Annotated in this window: 19 protein-coding genes and 1 pseudogene (1 of these 20 running past the window's edge); 5 read left to right on the top strand and 15 right to left on the bottom strand. The window is 57.6% G+C overall.

Going from position 1 to position 21948, the window contains the following annotated elements:
* The 6 genes and pseudogenes from A3H92_09505 to A3H92_09480 form a co-directional block, all read right to left on the bottom strand.
* Window positions 1–1147, bottom strand: a pseudogene (locus A3H92_09505) (dihydroorotase); it reaches 170 nt to the left of the window's first position.
* The gene (locus A3H92_09500) at window positions 1147–2121 is read right to left on the bottom strand and encodes an aspartate carbamoyltransferase (GenBank protein OHC74140.1); all 975 of its coding nucleotides are present in this window, start codon (window positions 2119–2121) and stop codon (window positions 1147–1149) included. The pseudogene A3H92_09505 and the gene A3H92_09500 overlap by 1 nt, the downstream one beginning before the upstream one ends.
* A 134-nt stretch (window positions 2122–2255) precedes the next feature.
* The gene (locus A3H92_09495; GenBank protein OHC74139.1) at window positions 2256–2447 is read right to left on the bottom strand and encodes a hypothetical protein; all 192 of its coding nucleotides are present in this window, start codon (window positions 2445–2447) and stop codon (window positions 2256–2258) included.
* Between the two features lie 168 nt (window positions 2448–2615).
* Window positions 2616–6944, bottom strand: coding sequence for a hypothetical protein (locus tag A3H92_09490; protein ID OHC74138.1), 4329 nt, complete (start codon window positions 6942–6944; stop codon window positions 2616–2618).
* A gap of 228 nt (window positions 6945–7172) precedes the next feature.
* On the bottom strand, window positions 7173–7550 hold the full coding sequence (locus tag A3H92_09485) for a hypothetical protein (protein ID OHC74137.1): 378 nt from the start codon (window positions 7548–7550) through the stop codon (window positions 7173–7175).
* Window positions 7551–7559: 9 nt separating this feature from the next.
* The gene (locus tag A3H92_09480) at window positions 7560–7826 is read right to left on the bottom strand and encodes a hypothetical protein (protein ID OHC74136.1); all 267 of its coding nucleotides are present in this window, start codon (window positions 7824–7826) and stop codon (window positions 7560–7562) included.
* Window positions 7827–7966: 140 nt separating this feature from the next.
* On the opposite strand from A3H92_09480, the gene A3H92_09475 reads away from it, so the two are divergent.
* Genes A3H92_09475 through A3H92_09460 form a run of 4 tightly spaced genes read left to right on the top strand, consistent with a single transcriptional unit; the run spans window position 7967 to window position 10901 of the window.
* Window positions 7967–8668: a cell division ATP-binding protein FtsE gene (locus A3H92_09475; GenBank protein ID OHC74191.1), complete on the top strand. Its 702-nt coding sequence runs from the start codon at window positions 7967–7969 to the stop codon at window positions 8666–8668.
* Entirely contained in the window at window positions 8668–9552 is an 885-nt protein-coding gene (locus tag A3H92_09470) for a hypothetical protein (GenBank protein OHC74135.1), read from the top strand. Before A3H92_09475 ends, A3H92_09470 begins: the two co-directional genes overlap by 1 nt.
* Window positions 9553–9554: 2 nt before the next feature.
* Window positions 9555–10178 carry a hypothetical protein gene (locus A3H92_09465; protein OHC74134.1) on the top strand — a complete coding sequence of 208 codons (624 nt, stop codon included), beginning with the start codon at window positions 9555–9557 and terminating at the stop codon, window positions 10176–10178.
* 6 nt (window positions 10179–10184) lie between these two features.
* Window positions 10185–10901 carry an acyl-phosphate glycerol 3-phosphate acyltransferase gene (locus A3H92_09460; protein OHC74133.1) on the top strand — a complete coding sequence of 239 codons (717 nt, stop codon included), beginning with the start codon at window positions 10185–10187 and terminating at the stop codon, window positions 10899–10901.
* Window positions 10902–11121: 220 nt separating this feature from the next.
* On the opposite strand, the gene A3H92_09455 is transcribed toward A3H92_09460, so the two are convergent.
* Window positions 11122–11682, bottom strand: a complete 561-nt coding sequence (locus A3H92_09455; protein OHC74190.1) for a hypothetical protein — start codon at window positions 11680–11682, stop codon at window positions 11122–11124.
* A gap of 32 nt (window positions 11683–11714) precedes the next feature.
* Window positions 11715–12113: a hypothetical protein gene (locus A3H92_09450; protein ID OHC74132.1), complete on the bottom strand. Its 399-nt coding sequence runs from the start codon at window positions 12111–12113 to the stop codon at window positions 11715–11717.
* Window positions 12114–12191: 78 nt separating this feature from the next.
* Here A3H92_09450 and A3H92_09445 point away from each other — a divergent pair, with 78 nt between their 5' ends.
* The gene (locus tag A3H92_09445) at window positions 12192–12989 is read left to right on the top strand and encodes a hypothetical protein (GenBank protein ID OHC74131.1); all 798 of its coding nucleotides are present in this window, start codon (window positions 12192–12194) and stop codon (window positions 12987–12989) included.
* Here A3H92_09445 and A3H92_09440 read toward each other — a convergent pair.
* From A3H92_09440 to A3H92_09410, 7 genes are all read right to left on the bottom strand, one after another.
* Window positions 12986–13759, bottom strand: coding sequence for a hypothetical protein (locus A3H92_09440; protein OHC74130.1), 774 nt, complete (start codon window positions 13757–13759; stop codon window positions 12986–12988). The two genes, A3H92_09445 and A3H92_09440, sit on opposite strands and share 4 nt — an antisense overlap.
* A gap of 10 nt (window positions 13760–13769) precedes the next feature.
* Entirely contained in the window at window positions 13770–15383 is a 1614-nt protein-coding gene (locus A3H92_09435; protein OHC74129.1) for a hypothetical protein, read from the bottom strand.
* A complete protein-coding gene (locus A3H92_09430) occupies window positions 15380–16861 on the bottom strand; it encodes a hypothetical protein (GenBank protein ID OHC74128.1) in 1482 nt (493 codons plus the stop codon). The genes A3H92_09435 and A3H92_09430 overlap by 4 nt, the downstream gene beginning before the upstream one ends.
* Window positions 16862–17094: 233 nt before the next feature.
* Entirely contained in the window at window positions 17095–18309 is a 1215-nt protein-coding gene (locus tag A3H92_09425) for a hypothetical protein (GenBank protein OHC74127.1), read from the bottom strand.
* Window positions 18302–19708: a hypothetical protein gene (locus A3H92_09420; GenBank protein OHC74189.1), complete on the bottom strand. Its 1407-nt coding sequence runs from the start codon at window positions 19706–19708 to the stop codon at window positions 18302–18304. The genes A3H92_09425 and A3H92_09420 overlap by 8 nt, the downstream gene beginning before the upstream one ends.
* A gap of 87 nt (window positions 19709–19795) precedes the next feature.
* Window positions 19796–20950, bottom strand: coding sequence for a peptide ABC transporter permease (locus tag A3H92_09415; GenBank protein OHC74126.1), 1155 nt, complete (start codon window positions 20948–20950; stop codon window positions 19796–19798).
* Complete coding sequence (locus A3H92_09410; GenBank protein OHC74125.1) at window positions 20947–21945, bottom strand: ABC transporter permease; 999 nt, start codon at window positions 21943–21945, stop codon at window positions 20947–20949. The genes A3H92_09415 and A3H92_09410 overlap by 4 nt, the downstream gene beginning before the upstream one ends.
* Window positions 21946–21948 lie beyond the last annotated feature (3 nt).

The following is a 21948-nucleotide window of genomic DNA, read 5'->3' as shown; positions in this document are numbered from 1 at the left end:
TTTCCAGCCGTCCGGCCTTAAGCCCCAGCACGTCGGCGGCGCCGTTGGTAATTTTCCGCATTGCGTCCGGCAGCGGCATATGGCCGTTGTGATAAAGCTCAAGAGTCACCGCCAGCAGAGTCTCCAGCCCGACGCCGCCGAACGCGGCCTGGGCGAAGGGCAGGCGCTTGGCGTCCTCGTCATGGGGCGCGTGGTCGGAGGCGATGGCGTCGATGACGCCGTCCTTCAGCCCCTTGATTACCGCCCGGCGGTCGTCTTCGGAGCGCAGCGGCGGCGACAGCTTCATAAAGGTCCGGTAATCGCCGATGGAGGCATCGTTAAGGGCAAAGTAAGGCGGCGCCGTGTCACAGGTGATGCGCAGGCCTTCGGCCTTGGCCCGACGCACCGCCTCGATGGCGTCGGCGGTGGAAAGATGGGCGAAATGCAGGCGTTCGCCGCTCATGGCGGCAAGCCGGATATCGCGTTCCACCATGATGACTTCGGCCTCGCTGGGGATTCCCGAAAGACCGAGCCGCATGGCGGTCTCGCCCTGGTTCATGGCCCCGCCTGCGGCCAGACTCGGCTCTTCCGCGTGCTGGACGATCAGCAGGCCGAAGGTGCCGGCGTAACTGAGGGCGCGGCGCATCACCAGAGCGTCGCCGACCGCCTTGACGCCGTCGGTGAAGGCGACCGCGCCGGCCTCGGCCAGCATGCCCATTTCCGCCAATTCCACGCCGTTGAGGCCCTTGGTCACGGCGCCGTAGGCGTAGACCTTGGCAAGGCCCAGCAGCCGCGCCCGTCTGGCGATGAACTCGACCACCGACATGTCGTCGATTACCGGATCGGTGTTGGGAAGACAGACCATCGTCGTTACGCCGCCGGCCGCCGCCGCCTTGCCGGCGCAAGCCAGCGTTCCCTTGTGCTCCTCGCCCGGCTCGCGCAACTGCACCCTGATATCGACCAGGCCGGGGCAAAGGACATGGCCCCGGCAATCAACTACGGCGGCGTCTTTCGGTGCTCCATTGTCAAACAGGCCGGGGCCGAAATCGGCGATGGCCTCGCCGTCGGCAAGCAGACCGCCCGGCGCATCCAGCCCGGAGGCGGGGTCCAGCAGACGGGCATTGACATAGGCCGTGCGCCCCAGGGGCATTGCCTGCCTGATTGCCATTACGCTCCTCCCTCGGTCCCGGTTCCGGGCAGGTTGTCGGTGAGCAGTTCGAGGCAGGCCATGCGCACCGCCACTCCCATCTCCACCTGCTCGCGGATGGCGCTGCGACCGATGTCGTCGGCGACCAGCGAGTCGATCTCGACGCCCCGGTTCATCGGGCCGGGATGCATGACCAGCGCGTCCGGCTTGGCGTTTGAGAGTTTTTCATAATCGAGTCCGAAGAAGTGGAAGTACTCGCGGATGGAGGGGAAATAGTTGGCGTGCATGCGCTCGGTCTGCAAGCGCAGCATCATGACGATGTCACAGTCCTTGAGTCCCTCGTTCATGTCGTGGAAAACCTCGACGCCGAGCATCCTGATCGACGGCGGGATCAGGGTTTTGGGCGCGATCAGGCGCACCCTGGCCCCCATGATGTTGAGAAGATGGATATTGGAGCGGGCCACCCGCGAATGGGCGATATCTCCGCAGATAGCCACCAACAGCCCGCAAAGGCGTCCCTTGCGGCGGCGGATGGTGAGGGCGTCAAGCAGCGCCTGGGTGGGATGGGCGTGACTGCCGTCGCCGCCGTTGATGACCGCGCAGTTGACCTTTTCGGACAGCAACTGGACGGCGCCGGATTCGGAATGGCGCACCACCAGCACGTCGGGATGCATGGCGTTCAACGTCATCGCCGTGTCGATCAGGGTCTCGCCCTTCTTGATGGAGCTGGACGCCACCGACATGTTGATGACGTCGCCGCCGAGACGCTTCCCCGCCAGCTCGAACGAGGTCAGGGTGCGGGTCGAGGCCTCGAAGAACAAATTGATGATGGTGCGCCCGCGCAGCAGGGTTTTCTTTTTGTCGGCCCGGCGGTTCTGCCCGACGTACTGTTCCGAACGGTCCAGCAACAACGTAATTTCGTCCGGGGAAAGGCCCTCGATGCCGAGAAGATGGCGGTGCGCAAATTGAGTATTGCCCGAGGCGTCCTTTTTCATAAGTCGGCACTATACGCCACGATGCGCCGGCAACGCAAGGCGGAGTAAGCCGCCTCGCGCTTTAACCACGTTTGTATGCGGTCGGATGACGTTTTAATCACGTTTATAGCGGTATTAACCATGGTAAATCCGCCTTAACCCATTGATTCAAAACGAAACAGCATCTGAATTGCCCGTAAAATATCGTCATTTATCGTCATTTCGCTGAATTGGATAGTATCCGTTTTCTCCACTTTCCCGGCCGGCCTGGCCTGCATCTCGACGGCGTTGGCGTAAACAACAAAGGACCGCCAGAACTTTTCCTGCCGGGGATTTAACTTGATCATGACCGTAGGCCTCCTGATTTTCGGCAAACAGAAGGAATATATACGTTAATCATGATTTGTCAAGATTATTATCCTTCTTTGTTGCGGTATGAGAATAATAAGGGAACATTTTCCTTCCCTTACGAAGGGGAGGCCGGGAGGGGTTAAATGGGGAGATTGCTGACGTTATCAGGTAGCGAGGTCGATCCCAACCACTTTGATTTTCTCCTCTCGCCTCCGTGACTTTGCCAGCTTTTCGGATTTTTCTCCCAAGCGCTTGATGAGATCGGCAAAATTAATGCCGGGTTCTCCCGATAGCTTCCATTTCCTTCCTGCCTTTAGATTCACCAACAGCAGAACCCCATGTCTGGACTCGCGGATGCGCATGTATTGTTTGACAAGTTGGCCCTCAAGCGCATCATTGCGAAGCTGGTTGTAGCTCCATTTGTTTGCAACTTTTACCTCAATGGTGACGATACCGGCGCCGGTGCGTAGAACGCGGATGTCGGGCCGTTTATGCTCTGCCACTTCGATCTCGCGGGCGACCTGGTAAACGCCTCGGCTGGCTATATTGAGTCGGTCCGCCAGAAGCTTCTGGAATAACTCTTCCTCAGTGTTTTCAGCGAACATTCCCTTCAAAGAAAAATCGCCTTGTTCAGCGCCCTCCCGAATGTCGTCGAGGCGTCCCATTACGATATCAAACAGTTCATCCGGAGTTTTCGGCGGGCGTTCAAACCGGTCAACGAATGCTGCAATATCCTTCGGCTCCCAAGGGGATGGTTCGGCGTCTGTCTTGGCCCGTTCTATGGCCTTCGCCAATAACCAGTTACGATGCCCGGCGAGCGCCGGATCATCAACCAGTTCCTTTATAGCATCGTAAACATGGTCCTCTGGGGTATTCACCAGCCGGTTAATGGCCATATCGCGGAATCTCTGAGCATCATCTCTGGCCCCCGGCGAGTACACACCCTCATGGACCAAATCGTCCTTCGTCCGGATATAACGACAAAGGATCGGAATTAAACGCCTTAATGTCGGTAGACGACGATAATCAGGATCCGGTATGGAAACGTTTCCATGCCGATCACCAAACAGGCTGTCCGCAAGCTCAACGACGAAGCCGTCGGCATCGGCGGGGTAGGCGGTCAAGTGGGATTCGATAAAATTGAGGGCGGGAAGCGCATCCAATTTTAACCACAACGCCAACCATTGAACGAAATGTTCCTCTTTTCCCCTTGCCGCCGCCGTTGTTCGTGTCGGCGCCATAAGGGACAGTTCCAAGAGGAAGTCAGGACCGGATCGCGCCATGATATTCAGCACAAAGGATAAAACCATCAGATTGGCCGGGTCGCCATGCTTGAGCAAATCGAGAAGGTCAGGCGCACTGACGTGACGGACCTCATCCGGCTCTTCATAGCTAAGTTTGGACAGAAGCCCATGTGGGCCTTCCGCAGCAGCAGGGAAATTAAACTCTGCCTCGATCTGCGGGTGGAAGACCTGCCGCACGACCTCGGGATGGGCTTTCGTCAGGGCTGGCATCCAACTTGGAAAGTCGTTTAATTCATACATGGCGTGTTCGGCTGCGATTTTCGCCTCATCGGGAGAGATGGAAGTGATGTCCAGGCCGTCCCGGACGGCGGTTTCCAAGCCGATCAAGGCGATGATTGAGGCATGATAGATGACGTTGGGATTGCTGCTGCGTGGCGGCGACCGCCATTGTTTCCAGAATATTTTAAGGCCTTCGCACGCCGCCTTGCCGATGATAGAGCCATAGCGGCGATTGATCGCGTCGATATCGAATTTGCCGTAACTGGTTTCGAAGGTATATTGATCGACCAGAATCAAGTTATGAAGCAACCCATAGTGGCCCTTTGTTCGGAGGGCATGGTAATATCGGATCGCGCCGAGAAAGATGCGGAAGCGGGTCCATTCATTTCTCGCCTTGTGCCGCCAATGGTTTGGCAAGCCGAACCGTCTCAGGTGGTCGATCTTCCCGTGCGTCCACTGCCAGATACGCTTGACGCCATTTGGATTTTCCCGCCGATAAACTTGGCGCAATTCACGTTCACGCCGCGCTGCTCGGCGAATATCCCGCAAAATTCGTGGGGATCGATTGCTTGTTCGCCGCCACATTTGGAGGACAACGCGCAAGGCAATGATGCGATCTTTTATGGCCGCAGCCGTTGTCACATCATTCAGAAGCCATGTGAAATCTCTCTCCGCCAAGTACCAGAGGTCGTCATAATCGGCGATCATATAATGCAAAATCTGGTCATCGTCATTGCGTTGGGGAAGCTTTTCGACGCGCCGCCAGTATAATCGGCGCCGTACTTCCGGATGGGCATTAAGGTCATCTTGCAGTGGTTTTTTGTTATTGCGATAATTGGAATTGTATCGGCGCAGGCGGGACAACCGCTCGATAGCTTCCGCAATCTGCACCGACGTTAACCCTATATATCCATCCGTGTGCAGGATGCGCTGGACCGTGACCAGCAACGGCTCATAGACCCAAAGAAACCGGTACGAAACCTTGCTTAGACATTGTGGGGCAGCGCCTTGAACCCAGGGTTCTTCTCGTGAAAGGCGGACGAGCAACGCCATCAGGGCCGGGAGGCGATCCATTGATATCGTTCGTATAATCTCCTTAAGCGTATAATCGATTCCACCGAATGTAGAGCTGCTTGATGGTTGAGCGAGACGAATCAGCATCTCCAATCCGGCTTCGTCAATTACGCACGGATAGAGCGTTCGGCAGAGGATTGCCGCCTCGGTGGCGCCCGGCGGCGGACCGGCCAATGCCGCATCAGCAAGAGTCTGAAGTTGTTGAGAGCTTCCAACTTCCTTTAAGGTTAAAATGGCAGCGTAGCGAGGGTTATGATGAGTCGTTGCTTTTGTCGCCACCGTTAAGACGGCTTCCGCGCAATCAATCAGTCTTCCATGCCGGACCATATCCAACATAAGTTCACATGCTTCATCGTGGATATCCGGGTCCAGGAGAACGCCGGCGATGTAGGGGGCGAGTCCCGGATCGGCAAGCCGGAGGAATTGGGCGGGGTCGAAGCTGTCCAGACGCCGCACCTTCCGGTCAACAAGCCTTTGAAGAAGCGTGATCCGTTCGGGCAGGGGGATCAAGCTTGGGTCGCCGTGCAAGAGCAGAATATCCGGGTCGGTTTCCAAAACTACCTTGCGGATCGTCGGAAACCATCCGGCCAGCCAAGCCGCGACCGGGGCCAGCGATGGCGGGATGACTCGAAGGCCGTGGCTGTTTAAAAATATCAGGCGATGCAATCCGACGAGTGGAAGATTGGCCTCTACGAGTCTGCTAAACCAGCAAGCGGCGAGATATTCGATGGTTTTGCGATGATGAAAGCGAACTTTCTCGAAGGCGGCTCCATCGAACAGGGGACGGGCAAAGAGGGCCTTCAGTTCTCCCGTTTTCCATGTCGGCAGGATATGTTTTGGATCAAGGGCGGAATTGTCGGCGGTGCCGGTCATGCTCGATTCGGGATGGGCGAAGGATAATTTCTTGGCAAGGATCGCGGCCGCAGCGAGAGTTTCGGCGCCTTCCTGTGCTCGTGTCCGGTCAAGTGGATCGTCTTGGGTTCGGCGCTGGTTCGGCTCATTAAGCTTCCTTGTAACGCTGAATTCCTGAAGATCAGACAGTGACCCCAGTCCTATGCGCTCGGCCCAATAGGCTATCAGGTCTTCCACATCCAGGGGGCGGCGTGCGAAACTCCATATATCGCGATTTTTGATTGCCTCTACGAAGGCGTCCGCCTCCTTGATGCGGGCGGCGGCGAGTTTGCGAACTTGGTCTTGCTGCAAAGGGGCTATCTGTACGACCAGAACAGGCTGTGGTTTATCGGCGCCATCTTTGTTTGCGAAAGTCTCCTCGCCATATATGGCAAAGCCATTTGCTGAGGCGTCTGCCGTCTCTACCTGCGTCGTGCCGGGTTCGGCAGATGCTGCTTTCGTTTTCTTGGGACTGACAGGCAGATGTTGCTTTATTAGCGTGCTGTCGGCTTCGCCACGCCATTCGGTGACTCGTGACGAAATGACTGTTCGGGCGCGGGCTACGTCATATCCCAAGGAGCGGGCGAAACTCCCAAGCGCCCGTTCAAATGCGTGAAAGTTCTTGAGGCGGCTCTCGTCGACGGCGTCGAGGAAGAAATACGCATCAACCGTGCTGTTCTTCCATTCATTGAACCGCGCAAGACTACCCTCAGATAGGATGTTGGTCAGTTCATTTTCAGCTAGATTTTCAAGACGCACGAAGAATGCATACTTATCCGTTGAGGCTAATCTATCAACCTGAGCCTCTAATTCCCAGGTTTTCCCGCTTCCCGCCTCTCCGAGAACAACTACCCGGCCATGGTCGAGAAGCTTTTCCCAGGTCCATTTCGAGTCGTGGCTGAGAAAGTCGTCGCTCAGATAGCTTCGTGCGGCTATCCCTTCCTGGTCTTGGCCAGGGTCGTATTTTACGAACTTTCTATCGAGCTGTATGAATTCTGGGCGCATCTACTAATTACCGGCGAGGATTGTTGCTCACGGTCACGTCATGATGGTCCTATGTTACTGCGGCCTGCAAGAGGAAGCTTTCTTGCAGGGTCAGCCGACAGCACCAGCCGCCGATATTATTCTCAAATTACGGGGACGCAATTACGGGCAATTACGGGGACACATTATACCGGGGGTCACTGATATTGACCGCTGTGAGTGAGCGTAGCGATGTCCCCGTAATTTCGCCTATTTGGCCGGCGGCGCGATCAGCTCCAGTTCCACCCGCAACGTTTTTGCCAATGCGCGCAGGGTGTCTAGCGAACCTTTCCGGCGACCGGTTTCGATTTGCGAGAGGTACAGTTTACCGATGCCCGCCGCTTGGGCCAGGGCGGCCTGGGTCAGGCCGCGATATCCGCGCAGCGTTTTGATCGGATTGGCGCCGTTTAAAACAGCGTTGACCACCTCGGACGGGAATGATTCCGAGCGGCGGGCCTCGGCGGCGTCGAACAAGTCTTCGTCCGACATGTCCTCGGCGAAGGGGCGCACCCGCTCCCACAGCGCCCACGGAATGACCGCATAGGCGGGTTTGCCGTTCTTGCCGGTAATTACTTGCGGTTTAACCATGACCGATCCTTAATCATAGGCGCCGCCACGCGGGGCAACCGCCATCACATGAACCAAAAGCGCGTCGCCGCGAAGCTCGTAAAGCACCCGCCAATTCCCGACCCGAAGCCGATAGCCTGATCGCCCCTTGAGCGCCCGAACATTGTTGTTGGGCGCGTAGGGGTCGGCGGCCAGGCGTTCAACCTTTCCCCGGATTGTCCGCGCCAGATTGGCGGGGATACGCCGCAGGGTGGCGAATGCTTCAGCGGAATATTCGATGCGCCATGCCATATACATAGTATAGCTGTTCGCTATATATAGTCAATAATCGAAGTCGCGCAAGACGGAGTATAAGGGATGGACCTCGGGTCTTTCACCGTGTCATTGTTCGCCGATGAGACAGGAGCGGGTGAGTGAATACAAAAGCCGATGACTGCGTGGTTCGCTTCGAGAACGTGGGGTTGCGTTACGGCCTGGGGCCGGAAGTGCTCCAGGACATTTCGTTGTCCATGACGGCAGGCTCCTTCCATTTCCTTATCGGCGCCAGCGGCGCCGGCAAGTCTTCGCTGCTCAAGCTGATGTATCTGGCCCTGAAGCCGTCGAGGGGCCTGATATCCATGTTCGGCCGCGACATCGCCGTTACCGGACGCCGGGAACTGCCGGCTCTGCGCCGGCGGATCGGCGTTGTTTTCCAGGAATTCCGCCTCCTGCCGTATCTGTCCGCCTTTGACAACGTGGCTCTGCCGCTGCGCGTGGCCGGAGTCAAGGAGAACGACATCCGCAAACATGTGGTGGAGCTTTTAAGCTGGGTCGGACTCAAAGATCACCTGGAAGCGCGGCCTCCGACCATGTCCGGCGGGCAACAGCAAAGAGTAGCCATCGCCAGGGCGATCATCGCCAGGCCGAAGCTGCTGCTTGCCGACGAGCCGACCGGCAACGTCGATGACCAAATGGCGTTGCGCATCATGCATTTGTTTGAAGAACTCAACAAGCTGGGGACCACCATCGTCATCGCCACCCACAATGAATCTCTGGTCAGACGCCTCGGCCATCACTGCATGCGCCTGGAAAAAGGCAATCTGGAGATGAACGCCAAGATTTCTTCGGTATTCGGATTAACCCCTGAGACTGTAACCTGATGTTGACGCGCCGCACGGACCTTCCTCTTGACAGCGACTCCTTGAGCCGGTTTTTGCCGTGGTTGATCGCCTTTATGGTTTTTCTGGCGGTGATGACCCTGGCCGGGGTGATGGCGCTGAACGCAACGGCGTCGCGCTGGAACAAGGGCATAAGCGGCGCCCTTACCGTTCAGATTGCGCCTCTGGAAACCAGCGTCGAGAAGGAAGAAATGCGCCTACAGGCGGCGCTGACCGTTCTGCACGCGACCCCCGGCGTCGCCGATGCGAAGATCATCAGCGACGCCGAGATCATGGCCCTGCTGGAGCCGTGGCTGGGCGCCCTCGGCAAAGCCAAGGATTTGCCGCTTCCCCACCTCATTGATGTTGAACTGGAAGACGGCGCCGACCCGGATACGGCGGCGCTGACCAGGCGGCTGGAGGCGGCGGCGGCGGGCGCTTCCATCGACGATCACAGAATCTGGCTCAAAAGACTGATCAACCTTATCCGCACGGTGGAGGGACTGGCCGCCGCCGTGCTGGCGCTGGTTTGCCTTTCCACCGTAGGCACCGTCATTTTCACCACCCGCACCGGTCTGGCGATTCATCGCGAAGCGATAGAGGTCCTGCACCACATCGGCGCCCAGGACTCCTATATCGCCGAGCAGTTCGCCACCCGCGCTCTGATGCTGGGGCTACAGGGGGGCGGCATCGGGCTGGCGCTGGCCATACCCTCGCTGCTTGGGATCGGCCATCTGGCGACGCAAATGGAGACCGGGCTTCTTCCCGACTTCTCGTTGAGCGCGCTGCACTGGGCGGTTCTCGCCGGCCTGCCGCCGGCGGTGGCCGTAATCGCCATGCTGACCGCCCACCTGACCGTAACCAAAACACTGATCAAGATGATCTGACGATGCTCTATCGACGACCATATAAGTTCAGACGATTTTTTATCGGCTTGTCGGCGATCATTATTATTGCCGTCATCGCTTGGGGGATCGGCTTGTTTGCCTTCGCCGCCGCCATCCCTGTCCGGGTCGAAGACGCCGCCACCCGCACCGACGCCATCGTCGTTCTGACCGGCGGCAGCGGGCGGTTGAGCGAAGGCCTGGAACTGTTGGCCGGGAAGTTTGCCGACAAGCTGTTTGTCTCCGGCGTTTATCGCGGCATTGATGTCAACAAGCTGCTTGAGCTTTCACAGCGCGCGCCCGAAGGGTTCAAATGCTGCGTCGAAATCGGCTACAGCGCCGATGATACCACCGGCAACGCCGCCGAGACCGCCGCCTGGGCGCGACGGCACGGGATCAACTCGCTTCGCATCGTCACCTCAAGTTATCATATGCCGCGCAGCCTGCTGGAATTCCGCGAGGCGCTGCCTGACGCCGTATTCATTCCCCACCCGGTGTTTCCCACGCACGTCAAGCGCGACCTGTGGTGGATATGGCCGGGGACCACCGGCCTGATCATCGGCGAATACAACAAGTTTCTTCTTGTCCGCCTGCGCATGCTCGGCGTGACGCTGCTGGTAAAAGGATAGACCTTGATGAAAGTCTTCCGTTCGCTGGTTTTCAATGCTTTCATGGCGGCATGGACGATTATCCATATGATCGTCCTTTGCTTTTTCCTGCCTTTTCCCCGCAGTGTCGTGCTCAAGGGGGCGAGCCTGTGGGCGAGAATTATTTTCGGCGGCCTCAAACTCATCGTCGGCCTCGATTACCGGGTCGTGGGACGCGAGAATATCCCTAAAGGTCCGGTCATTTTCGCCGGCAAGCACCAATCAGCCTGGGATACCGCCATCTTCAATATTTTGATCGACGAACCGGCCTATATCGTAAAACGGGAACTGCTGTGGGTTCCCCTCTATGGCGCCATCATCCGCAAAATGGGAGTCATCGCGGTAGACCGCAAGGCCGGCGCCGGCGCCGTCAAGGCGATGGTGCGCGGCGCCAAGCGCGCCCTCGCCGACGGACAACAGATCGTCATCTTCCCCGAAGGCACGCGGGTCGCGCCGGGAGAGCATAGAGACTATCTGCCGGGAGTGGCCGTCGTCTACAAGCAAACAGGCGTTCCGGTGACGCCGGTGGCCCTGAACTCCGGCCTGTTCTGGAGCCGCCGAAGCTTCATCAAGCAGCCGGGAACGATAACCATCGAATTCCTGAAGCCGATACCGCCGGGACTCGATAACAGGGAGTTTCTGGAACGGCTGAAAAACGACATTGAAACCGCGACCGACCGTCTGCTATCAACCGCCGTAAAATAGCGCAACCGCTTTACGTTGACATAGCGTCGGCTTGCCTCTATTTTCCGCGCCTCTGCCGCTCTACGGACGCGGGCGGACGGAACAAGAGGATTTGGACCATGAAAATAAGAAACTCACTGAAGTCGGCAAGGTCACGCGATAAAAACTGCCGTATCGTTCGGCGGCATGGCCGCCTCTATGTGATCAACAAGCGCAACCCGCGCCTCAAGGTAAGGCAGGGCTAATAGCCCTCGGGCAGTTTGTGGGCTACGCCCTTGTGGCAATCGATGCAGCTCATGTTTTCTTCTTTGGCCGCCGTCATCGCGTTCTTGGCGTCCTCGGACTGCCTGTGAGAATCCATAGCCTCGAACGAGTGGCAGTTTTTGCACGCCTTGGAGCCGTCGGCTTCAAACTCCGCCCACACGGTTTGCGCCAGCTCAAGGCGTTTGGCCTCGAACTTCTCGGAAGTATCCACATCGCCGAGGATATTGTGATAGAGCTTGTGCAGGGCCGCGATTTTACCATAAACGCGGCCATACCAGGATTTGGGAATATGGCAGTCCGCGCATTCCACCCGCACGCCGGTGCGGTTTGAATAGTGGATGGTCTGTTTGTATTCCTGATAGACGTTCTGCTCCATCTCATGGCATGAAATACAGTATTCAAGGCTCTCGCTTTTATCAAAGAGCATGCCGGAGCCGCTGAGGAATAAAATACCGGCGACGCCTCCGGCGACAAAAATGCCGAGCCATGCGAATTTGCTTTTCGGCAGCCGAACCCGTCCCGACTGATCAATTGACATGGAAACCTTTTCTTTCAAAAACCGTCGACAATTCAAGCCTGGAGCTTTATCTCCACGGCCTCCAGGGGGATTTCCAGGGGATAGGTGTCGTCCTCGTAACCGTCGCCGCCGCGAGGGCCGTGGGTAAAGACGAAGAATTCCGAGTCTTCAAGAGCGATAATGGCGTGTTTTTCGAGGGCCTCCGTCAACAGCAGGTCGCCCGGTTCCAGGATGCCGGCGACGACCGGGGCATCTCCTGTCTGGGTCAGAGACTTGAGCCGTCCCGATTGCAGATAAATCCACTGCACCGTATTCTTGTGGTAATGATTGCCGCGCACCACTCCTTTATTGGAACGGATAATCGTGACCGCATCCAGGGGGACCTTGGCCAGAATATCGGTGATGGATCCCCGATTGTCCGTGAAGACCGGCGCGGGTTTTGAATGCTGCATGGAAGGCTCCTTGGCGGTATGTTATAGCCGAATGATCACGGGCGTGGAAACGGGCATTATAATGAGGCCGGATCGGGAATGGGGATGAATATTTTGGAGAATGCCGCAATGCTGTCGGTAGTCATTCCCACCTACAACGAGGTCGAAAACATCGGCCCGCTGGTCGACCTCATTTATGATGAGCTTGCGGGGATTGATATTGAAATCCTGGTGGTGGATGATAATTCTCCCGACGGAACTTCCGATGCGGTTCGCGAGTCCCAAAAAAAACATGCCGCGCTACGTCTTGTTTTACGGACGGAGGACCCCGGACTGGTTCAGTCGATACAGGCGGGAATCGACGCCGCCCAGGGCGAGGTGGTGGTTTGGATGGACGCCGACTTTACCATGCATCCCGGTTATCTCCGCGCCTTCCTTTCAGAAATCGGGAAAGGCGCCGACGTCGTTATCGGCTCGCGCTACGTCGCCGGCGGGGGGATCAAGGGCGCCGGGAAGGATGGCGGGCGCAATACGTTCCGACAGTTCCTTGAAAATGTATTCGAGAGCGAGGATTCTCTGTTGGCCATTATGGTTTCCCTGTTCGGCAACTTTGTTATTCGCCACCTGTTTAATCCGCAGTATCGCGATTACACCAGCGGCTTCTACGCCGTTCGCCGCCCCCTTCTTCGCACCCTTCGCCTCAAAGGCAAATACCTGGATTATTGTATTTCGTTTCTTGTCGAGGCCTACCGCGCCGATTTGGCGATCTCCGAGATTCCGGTCGTTATGTCAACGCGCGCCAAAGGCGTCTCGAAGACGGCGCTGACCGTCAACAGCCTTGCCTGGGCGGCGTGGCATTGTTTCAAGACGATTCTGCGCCTGACGTTCCGCCGTTAGAGCGCCCGCGCCGCGCAATAGACGTTCCAGTCGTCGGCCCCAGGCTCCCCGGCGCCGCCCCATGGCCTGATTTCTACAGGCGTCAGCCCGGCGCTTGCCAGGAAGCGCAGGATTTCTTCCTTGAAGAAGTAACGCACCCGATGCGCTTCCTTTATGTTGGCGACGGCGCCTGTTTTTATATCCTCAATCGAAAGATCATAGTTCACGACGACGGTATTGGTCTTTGCGTCACGGCTTGGTTCGGAGATTCGCGTGATAATGACATCATCGGTCTGCACGCGCTTTTCCCTGGTTTCCGGCGGCTTTGAAAGAACGCCCGGCCCGTGCCAGAAATCAAACAGCACGACGCCTTTCGGGTTCAGATGCGCTCGCGCCGTCGCCAGCGCGTTGATGACTTCCTCGTCGCTGATCTGGTAGCACAGGCTGTGGAACAGAAATGCCGCGAGGTCGAAACGCTTTCCCTCAAGCCGGATGTTTCTCGCGTCTCCCCGGCGAAAAACCATCCTTTTTGCAATATCTTCAGGCAGGCTTTTTCGGCGCCGTTTTGCGCCTTTTATCATCGGCCCGCTCAGGTCGATTCCGGTGACCGGGAAACCGGCCTCGGCGAAGGCCTCGGCATGCGCTCCGGTACCGCAGCCGAGGTCCAGAATGGTTCGCGCCGTCGGGTGCAGGAAGGCAAGACGACTTATGACAAAGTCAACCTCGCCTTTATAATCCTTGTCCCGGTAGATCAGGTCATAGTACCGGGCGTAATCCTGAAAAACGGTCATATCGCTCCTTTTATCGGTTTCGGCTGACGGCGACGGTAACCTTGTCCAGTTGGATCAAATCGGCTGTCGATTCCCGAAATTCTTCAGGCAGGCCTTGGATATCGTTCGTTCTGTTAAAAACGGCATAGCGCCAGTCGATGTCCTTCAGGGAATGCCAGACATTATTGATTCTGACGCCGCCGCGCCAAATATTGTATTCGCTGTCGTCGGGGAACAGGCGATCATCGACCAAAGAGTCATAGGAACGCACCGCCGACCACTGAATCGTCAGCCGCGTGCCGTATTCGGGCATGCGCATCCTGTATGTCCACAGTCGTTTTTGGCCGGGGGCCAGCGGCAATGCCAGGATTCGGCGACGATCATCGATCAGGGCGGCCTCTTCCTTCTTGGCCAGCCGTTCGACATCGGCTTCTCTGACCATGGCGACGGCGGCCAGCGCCAGCACGGGCAGGGCCAAAGCCTTGACCGTCGCCGCGCCCCCGCAGCGATACAGCCAATAAAGGCCGACAGGAATGAAACTGACGCTTGACACCAGATACTTGGGATTAGGAAGCTTGACGTAGGCGACAATGCCGAGGGCGAAAACCGTCAGCACTATTACCGCCGGCGGCGCTGCCCAACCAAGGAAAGACGGGTCGGAACGGCCCTGCCGAAGGCGGATAATCAACGCGGCGCCGATAACCATGAACAAGCCGAAAGCCGTCGCCGCCGGGAACCATGCCCCCCTGATCAATGCCGTAAGACCAAGCCCCGTCGGCGCCGTCCCCAGCGATTCAGGGTCGAGAAAGACGGAGACCTGGAAGGCAAACATCTTGCCGATCACCCGATGCGTAAACTTGCCGTCCATGATCAAGGAGGCGAGTTCAAGGCCCAGAGCGAATCCTAACAGGAAAAATCCGCCGAATACCATGGCTTGGCGCAGAGTCAGGCGACGGACCATCAAGGCGGCAAGCAGCCCGGCGCCGGCGGCCAGGGTCCAGGAAAAGTACTCCATCTCAATGGTATAAGAAACGGCGGCGATGAAGCCGAACAGCACCCACGGGCTGCGGCGTCCCGCATCCACGGACTCCAGCGCCCGCAACCCGGCCACAAAGAAGATCACTGCCGCCAACGGCCCGAAGGATTGGTTGTTGAGCAGGAGAAGGCTGTACTGCCAGACCGGCTGATAAGCGAAGATGCTGAAACCGATAGCCAGCGCTATCGGCAACGGCGCCTCCGGCAAGCGACGGAGAAGAAGATATATGGCCGATCCGGTCATAACAAGGCAGGCGCTGCGGCTGAGAAGATAAAAGGCCTGGGGGTCGGTCAGGGTTTTTACCATAAGCTCCTGAGCCGGGAGGAAGCCGAACGGGTCAGAAAGCCGGTAAACCGCCCAGCTTAGAAGCTGAAACGGGACGCCCGGATGGACATACAGATTGAAGTGGGAGCGCCGTCCCTTGCCGACATGTTCCAGCCATTGATCTATGTTGAGGGCGTGGCCGAGAGAGAGATTGGCGACTTCGTGGGGACTGTGCCAGTACGCCGGATCAATCACGAAGACGGCGTAGGCCCAAAACACCCCTAAGGGAGCCATTATCAGCAGCCATGGGCGGCATGTCATGTTTATTTTCCAAACGCCGGTCATGCGGCGCGCCGGTTGATCTTCAGCAATTTAAGCGCCCCGGCGGCTTTCGCCCCCAGTTCGACAAGGGATCGGGTCCGTAGAGCCGACCGAAGGATATAGCGGAGGCGGAAGTAAAAGCGCCGATAGGCCCATTTTTGAAGCTTCACCAGTTCCCTGAGGCTCAAATGTTCCTCCCAATGATCAACAATAAACCCCGGCCTGGGATCGACCACCCATTCTTCCCAGCGGTCGGCCCGGATGATGCCCTTGGCGGCGGCTTCTTCATAGAGTTCCGTATTCGGGTAGAGGGTGAGGATCGAGAACTGGGCATAGTCGGGATCAAGACTGATCAGAAAATCAATATTCTTTCGCACATCAGGGGCGTTCTTCTCAAACGGCAGGCCGATGATGAAATCGGCTACCGTGAGAATGCCGAGTTCGTCGCACCATTGGAAAGCCTGCCGTATTTTTTCGACCGTGGTTCCCTTCTTTAACGCCGAAAGGCCCTCGTTCGTCCCCGTCTCGACGCCGAAAGATATCATCCTGAGGCCGTTATTGCGGGCGCGGCGCAGTGATTCGCGGGTCACCCCGTTGACCCGTCCCCGGAAATCCCAGACGAAGTTCATTTCCCGGCGTTCAATCCCGTCGCAGAACGCCAGAACCTTCTTTTCGTTGATGTTGAACAGGTCGTCATAGAATCGGAACTCTTTGTATCCCATTTTCCGGCAGGCCTCGACCTCGTCAAGAACGTGATCTACCGAGCGCGGACGATAGCGTTTATAGGGAACATCGCAGAATGTGCATTGGTAGGGACAGCCCCTGGAACTTAAAATCGTCGCCAGATCATCGGTGACGCCGAGGATGTTTTGGTAGCGGATGTGGCGGATGTAGTTACGATCCGGGATAGGGATTGCATCGATGTCCTCGATGTAGGCCGGCGGCAAGGTGATCCTGGCCAGGAACCGTTTATCCTGAAATTTATGTTCGCGATAACGCTCTACGGATTGCCTGGTATAGACGCCGAGGATAGTGGTGAAATCTTCTTTACGTTCAATAGCCTCGATCAGTTCGGCGAAGGCGATCTCGCCCTCGCCGACAATGATTGAATCAAATTGCGGAAGCGTCGCCGCCTCGAAGGGAAAGGCAATGGGATGATGGCCGCCGAGGCATATATGGGCGTTGCCCGCCGTCTCGCGAACCGTCATCGCCGCCTTGCACACATCGACAAGCGAGATGGTGAAACTTGTTATCCCGACTACGTCCGGCTGAATTTCCGCTACGCGCCGTTTCAGATCGTCGTGACTGATTCTTTCTCCGACGCAATCCAGAAAAAAGAATCGATGGCCGGACGTGTTCGCCTCGGCGTAGGTCAAAACGTAAAGCATTCCAAGCGGCGGGAAGTCGCCGAAATCTTCGGCGTCCAGAAATCCGTCACCCTGCTCATCAGGATTTTCGATGACCGTGTTCTCGGACGGCGGATTGATAAAAAGAATCTTCATGCGGTGGTTTATACCATCGGCCTTGATAATTGATCTATGAACCAACGGTCATTGATATTGACCGTTGATATCACACATACGCAAAACCGTCTTGGCCGGCCCCCGGATCAAGTCCGGGGGCCGTGTATGACAGAGGGGTTCGTTTTGAGTCATCTACCCCCTCTAACTCCCCCTTAAAACAAGGGGGAGAAATTTTCCTGCACGCTTTCACCCCCTTGCTTTCATTGAAACATTTACATTCTGCCGTCGGCGCCGACCGCAGTTTGTCTGGCTCTTTTGATCTCTTCCTCAAGGTCCCTGAACGCCTTTGAGGAGCGCGGGTCTCCTCTGGTCGCCGGGGCAGCGCCCACGGTCAGGGGCCTCTCGCCCGCCGGCTCGGCGGGAGCGGCCTGAGGGGCCGCCGTTTGAAGGGGCGCAGCGGCGGCGACTCTTACCCGCCCGTTCCACACCACATCCTTGCCGATGGCGTAGATTTTACAATCGACGCCGCTATCGCCGGCATCCTGTCGGCAAAAATCAAGGGCCTCGGCCTTGGCGTCCGAATTGAGGCAGGCGCCTTTCTCTTTGCAATAAAAATGGCCGCTGTGCCTGCCGTCATTTGATACGGCGAAGGCCAGAGGCTCCGGCCGACCCTGGTATTGCCGGAAATTTTCATTGGTTTCCACGGTCATTGTCAGCGGGCCGTTGCCCATGAGGGGCGATATTTCCGATAACTGTAATCCCTGGTCGCCGGCGACCATCACCCGCCCGTTCCACACCACGTCTTTTTCAATTGCGTAGATTTTGCAATCGGCGGCGCCGCCGCCGGCGTCCTGCCGGCAAAAGTTGAGGGCTTCATTTTTGCCGTCGATGCCCTGGCAGGTTCCCTTAACCTTGCAATAGAACAAGCCTTTATGTTTGCCGTCGATTGAAACGGCAAAGGCGAGAGGTTCTTGCAGCTTCAGGTATTTTACGATGGTTTCATTGACCTCCGGCGACAGCAGCAGAGGACCGCTGCCGATCATGGATGGAGCGGCCTGTTGCCGCCATTGAGGCGATACAGTCGGAGAGCCGACGCCGACTGCGGGCAAAACGGCCTGTTGCGGCCCTTGGGACGACACGACCGACACTGTTCCGTTCCACACGACTTTACGGCCCATGGCGTAGAGTTTGCAGGACCCGCTTCCCCGTGGAGTGCTGTCGTTACAGTAGTTGAGGGCTTCATAATTGGCGCTCGCCCCCAAACAGGCGCTCTTTTCATTGCAAAAATACCAGCCGCTGTACTTGCCGTCGGGCGAGACGGCGAAAGCCAGGGGGTCGGGCAGATTCAGGTAGCTCTTGAAGTTATTATCGACTTCCGGGGCCAGCGCCAGGGGGCCGCTGCCGACAATGGTTGATCCGGTGGTCTGGCATGAGGCCATTGCCGCCGCCATGGTCATAACGGTTGAAAGCCGTTTCCACTCAAGCATTATTCTTACCTTTCTCTTTCAAGGATGCCAGCGCGCCTTCGAGGTTTTTGATCTCGTTATTCATTTTGACGCCTTGGGAGGCCAAATCCCGCAAGTCGGCGACGGCCTTTTCGGTCTGGCCGTAATCGCCGATCTTCAGATAGGCGAGACCCGCCTTATAAAAGGAGTCGCGGGCGGCCTGCAATTCGCCGCCGTTATAAAAAGTCGCCCCCATGTTGTAGTGGGAGAATCCGTTATCCGCGTCCAGATCAACGGCCATCTGATAGGCGGCCAGGGCGCGGTCGTGGTTGCCGCGCAGGGAGTTCAAATAGCCCAGTCCGGCCAGGTATTCGGAACTTGACGGATTCATGGCGACGGCTCGGACAAGCGAGGCGTCGGCGCCGTCAAGATCGTCAAGCTTGATCTGCATGCGTCCTTTCAGGAAGTGCATGTCGCCGTTTTGGCCGTTGAGGGCGAGCGCATTGTCGGCATAGGCGAGGGCGTTGGCGTAATCGCCCTCGTCCGCCAGATGATGAGCATACAGACCATAACTTTCAGGCTCTCCGGGGGCGATGCGGATCAGGGCTTCGTGGAGCGTGATCATGTTCTTGCCCTTGAACTGGCCGCCGTTGATGGCGGCGAGCAGGGACTGTTTTTGCTCTCCGGCGGATTTTTTCGACAACCCGGCGATGAAGTCATTGATCGGCAGAGCCTTGTCCTTTTTTGTCCGCACGGCGACATTGACCGGCGCTACCGGGTCTTCCAATACGGCAATGCTGTTATCGGGAATGGTCGTCACCAGGTGACGGGCAAGATTATCGAGCACCTTGAACAGGGTTTCTTCCTGAAGATTCAAGGCGGCGTCCAGGACGCCGCTGGCGATGCCGATCAGCGACATGGGGACCGATCCACCGCGTGAGATCGATTCATATGATCCTTCCCATAAGGGTTCTCCCGTATCGGCGCGGACCATCTGCAATTCGGCGCCGACGGCAACGCTTGAGTAGAGGCCCAGGAACCGCTTTCCGTATTCGGTGACGTTCCCGACAATCAGAGCGTCGCAGTTAAGCCTTTCGCCGACCAGCGCGGTATTTTTGCGGTCGGCTTCGCTCATGTCCTTGAGCACGAAATCAACGCGGGGAATTTCCACGTCTCTTTTGCCGTGAGGCGATAAATGGGCGTAGAAGGAGCGACGAACCACCTCGGTTTGGTCGATGGTGATGCCGGCGTTATCGGCGCCGCCGTCTTCGATTTTGGTTAAAGGCAGAATGGCTACGCACTTGGGAGGGTCGGTCTTGTAGGAATCATAGACATGAAAGGTCAAACCTGAAAACGGGTTGCCTGCTTTGCGGCTGCCGTCCCCGGAATCGACATAGGACGGCGCATCGCACGCGCCCAACAAGGCGGCGAGCGCCAGAATGCGAATGCCGGCGGGAACGCTGTTTTTCATCCGTCTCCCATATGACATTTTGTGTATGAACTCAACCTGAACCGGCGATTCTCCCGATCAATTATAGGGATCGGCGGCGTCGCGCAGGCCGTCGCCGAGGAAGTTGAACCCCAGCACGGTAATGATAACCGGCAGCATCGGCAGCATCAGCCACGGATAGAGGGCCACCGCCTCGATATTCTGGGCCTCGGACAGCAGTACGCCCCAACTGGTTACCGGCGGACGCAGTCCCAGCCCGAGGAAACTCAGCGCCGTCTCGCCCAGGATCATCGACGGCACGGACAGCGTCACCGAGGCGATCAGGTGGCTCATGAAGTTGGGCAGCAGGTGGCGGCCGATGATGCGTCCCGGCCTGGCGCCCATCAGCCGGGCCGCCGAGCAGTAGTCCTCCTCGCGCAGCGCCAGCAGCTTGGAGCGCACGGCGCGGGCCAGCCCCGGCCAGTCGAGAAGTCCGAGAATGACCGTGATGCCGAGGTAGATCAGGATCGGACTCCAGGTGATCGGCAACGATGCCGACAACGCCATCCACAACGGCAATTCGGGCAGGGATCGCAGAATCTCGATAATGCGCTGGATGACGATATCCGCCCAGCCGCCGAAATAGCCGGCTATGCCGCCGATGACGATGCCCAGTATGAAGCTGATGGAAATGCCCAACAGCCCCACCGTCAGCGAAATGCGTCCGCCGTAGAGCAGTCGTGACGCTATGTCGCGGCCCAGACGGTCGGCGCCGAGCAGGAACATGGTCCCGTTCTCGGCCGGGCAGACCAGATGCAGGTTGCCTTTGAACAGCCCCCAGAACTCGTAATTGTCGCCCGCGCACAGGAAACGCAGGGGATAGACCGTGGTCTTGTCCTCCGTGTACTCGCGCTTGAGGGTCTCCATGTTCAGTTTGTAATCGAGGCGGTAGACAAACGGCCCGATCAACGATCCCTCGTGGATCATATGAAGTTTCTGCGGCGGCGCGTAGATAAATTCGGTGTTGCGGCTGTGCAGCTCGTAGGGCGCCAGGAACTCGGTAATCAGGATCGAGAAATAACTCAACAGGATGATGACCCCCGCTGTTACCGCCAGCTTGTGGCGCTTGAAGCGCCACCACATCATCTGGAACTGCGACGCCATGTAGTAGCGTTCCTGCTCGGGCGTCAGCTTTTCCGCCGTGAGGGGGTCGAAGGGATCATGCGAGACGTAGTGGGCGAGGGGATCGCTCATCGCTTGGCGTCTCCTTGCAGGCGGATGCGCGGATCGAGAACCGTCAGCAGCAGGTCGGACAGGAACATGCCGACCACCGTCAGCAGGGCCAGGAACATAAGGAACGAGCCGGCCAGATACATGTCCTGGCTTTGCAGGGCGGACAGCAGCATCGGCCCGGTCGTCGGCAGCGACATCACCATCGAGACAATCACCGAGCCTGATACTATTTGCGGCAGCATGTTGCCGATGTCGGCGATGAAGGGGTTAAGCGCCATGCGCAAAGGATATTTCATCAGCAACTTGCCGTTAGGCAAACCCTTGGCGCGCCCGGTGACTACATATTGCTTTTGCAGTTCATCCAGCAGGTTGGCGCGCAGACGCCTGATCATGCCGGCGGTTCCCGATGCGCCGATAACCAGCACCGGAACCCACAGGTGTTCAAGGACCGACAATGCCTTGCCGACGCTCCATGGCTTGTCCATGTACTCGTCGGCCATCAGGCCGCCGATAGAGGTGCCGAAATAGACGTTGGCCAGATAAAGCAAAATCAGCGCCAGCAGGAAGTTGGGCGTCGCCAGTCCGAGGAAGCCGATCAGGGTCAGCGAGTGGTCGCCCCAACTGTATTGATGAGTCGCTGAATAGACGCCGATGGGAAACGCAACCAGATAGATGAACAGAATAGTGGAGAAGTTCAACAGCATCGACAGCCACAACCTGTCGCCGATCACCTTGTTGACCGGCAGGTTGTATTCAAACGAATAGCCCAGGTCCCCCTGCATCAGGCCGCCGGCCCAGATGAAGTACTGCTCGATCATCGGTCGGTCCAGGCCGTAGTGGTGACGCAGAAACTCGATCTTTTCCTTGTTCACCATTTCGCCCTGGCTTTCCAGCTCGGCGATGTAGCTGGTCAGGTAGTCGCCGGGGGGAAGCTGGATGATGATGAACACCAGCACGCTGATCACGACCAGCGTCATCAGCATCATCAATATCCGGCGGGCAAGATAGTTGATCATGGA

Source organism: Rhodospirillales bacterium RIFCSPLOWO2_02_FULL_58_16, from assembly GCA_001830425.1.
Classification (GTDB): domain Bacteria; phylum Pseudomonadota; class Alphaproteobacteria; order Rhodospirillales; family 2-02-FULL-58-16; genus 2-02-FULL-58-16.
The sequence above is the reverse complement of the archived record's forward strand: the minus strand, read 5'-3'. Positions and strand labels throughout refer to the sequence as shown.

What these genes read in the sequence shown, in the direction of transcription:
- A3H92_09500 (OHC74140.1), bottom strand. Translation starts at nt 2,121, where the DNA reads ATGAAAAAGGACGCCTCGGGCAATACTCAATTTGCGCACCGCCATCTT.
- A3H92_09495 (OHC74139.1), bottom strand. Translation starts at nt 2,447, where the DNA reads ATGATCAAGTTAAATCCCCGGCAGGAAAAGTTCTGGCGGTCCTTTGTT.
- A3H92_09490 (OHC74138.1), bottom strand. Translation starts at nt 6,944, where the DNA reads ATGCGCCCAGAATTCATACAGCTCGATAGAAAGTTCGTAAAATACGAC.
- A3H92_09485 (OHC74137.1), bottom strand. Translation starts at nt 7,550, where the DNA reads ATGGTTAAACCGCAAGTAATTACCGGCAAGAACGGCAAACCCGCCTAT.
- A3H92_09480 (OHC74136.1), bottom strand. Translation starts at nt 7,826, where the DNA reads ATGTATATGGCATGGCGCATCGAATATTCCGCTGAAGCATTCGCCACC.
- A3H92_09470 (OHC74135.1), top strand. Translation starts at nt 8,668, where the DNA reads ATGTTGACGCGCCGCACGGACCTTCCTCTTGACAGCGACTCCTTGAGC.
- A3H92_09465 (OHC74134.1), top strand. Translation starts at nt 9,555, where the DNA reads ATGCTCTATCGACGACCATATAAGTTCAGACGATTTTTTATCGGCTTG.
- A3H92_09460 (OHC74133.1), top strand. Translation starts at nt 10,185, where the DNA reads ATGAAAGTCTTCCGTTCGCTGGTTTTCAATGCTTTCATGGCGGCATGG.
- A3H92_09455 (OHC74190.1), bottom strand. Translation starts at nt 11,682, where the DNA reads ATGTCAATTGATCAGTCGGGACGGGTTCGGCTGCCGAAAAGCAAATTC.
- A3H92_09450 (OHC74132.1), bottom strand. Translation starts at nt 12,113, where the DNA reads ATGCAGCATTCAAAACCCGCGCCGGTCTTCACGGACAATCGGGGATCC.
- A3H92_09445 (OHC74131.1), top strand. Translation starts at nt 12,192, where the DNA reads ATGGGGATGAATATTTTGGAGAATGCCGCAATGCTGTCGGTAGTCATT.
- A3H92_09440 (OHC74130.1), bottom strand. Translation starts at nt 13,759, where the DNA reads ATGACCGTTTTTCAGGATTACGCCCGGTACTATGACCTGATCTACCGG.
- A3H92_09435 (OHC74129.1), bottom strand. Translation starts at nt 15,383, where the DNA reads ATGACCGGCGTTTGGAAAATAAACATGACATGCCGCCCATGGCTGCTG.
- A3H92_09430 (OHC74128.1), bottom strand. Translation starts at nt 16,861, where the DNA reads ATGAAGATTCTTTTTATCAATCCGCCGTCCGAGAACACGGTCATCGAA.
- A3H92_09425 (OHC74127.1), bottom strand. Translation starts at nt 18,309, where the DNA reads ATGCTTGAGTGGAAACGGCTTTCAACCGTTATGACCATGGCGGCGGCA.
- A3H92_09415 (OHC74126.1), bottom strand. Translation starts at nt 20,950, where the DNA reads ATGAGCGATCCCCTCGCCCACTACGTCTCGCATGATCCCTTCGACCCC.
- A3H92_09410 (OHC74125.1), bottom strand. Translation starts at nt 21,945, where the DNA reads ATGATCAACTATCTTGCCCGCCGGATATTGATGATGCTGATGACGCTG.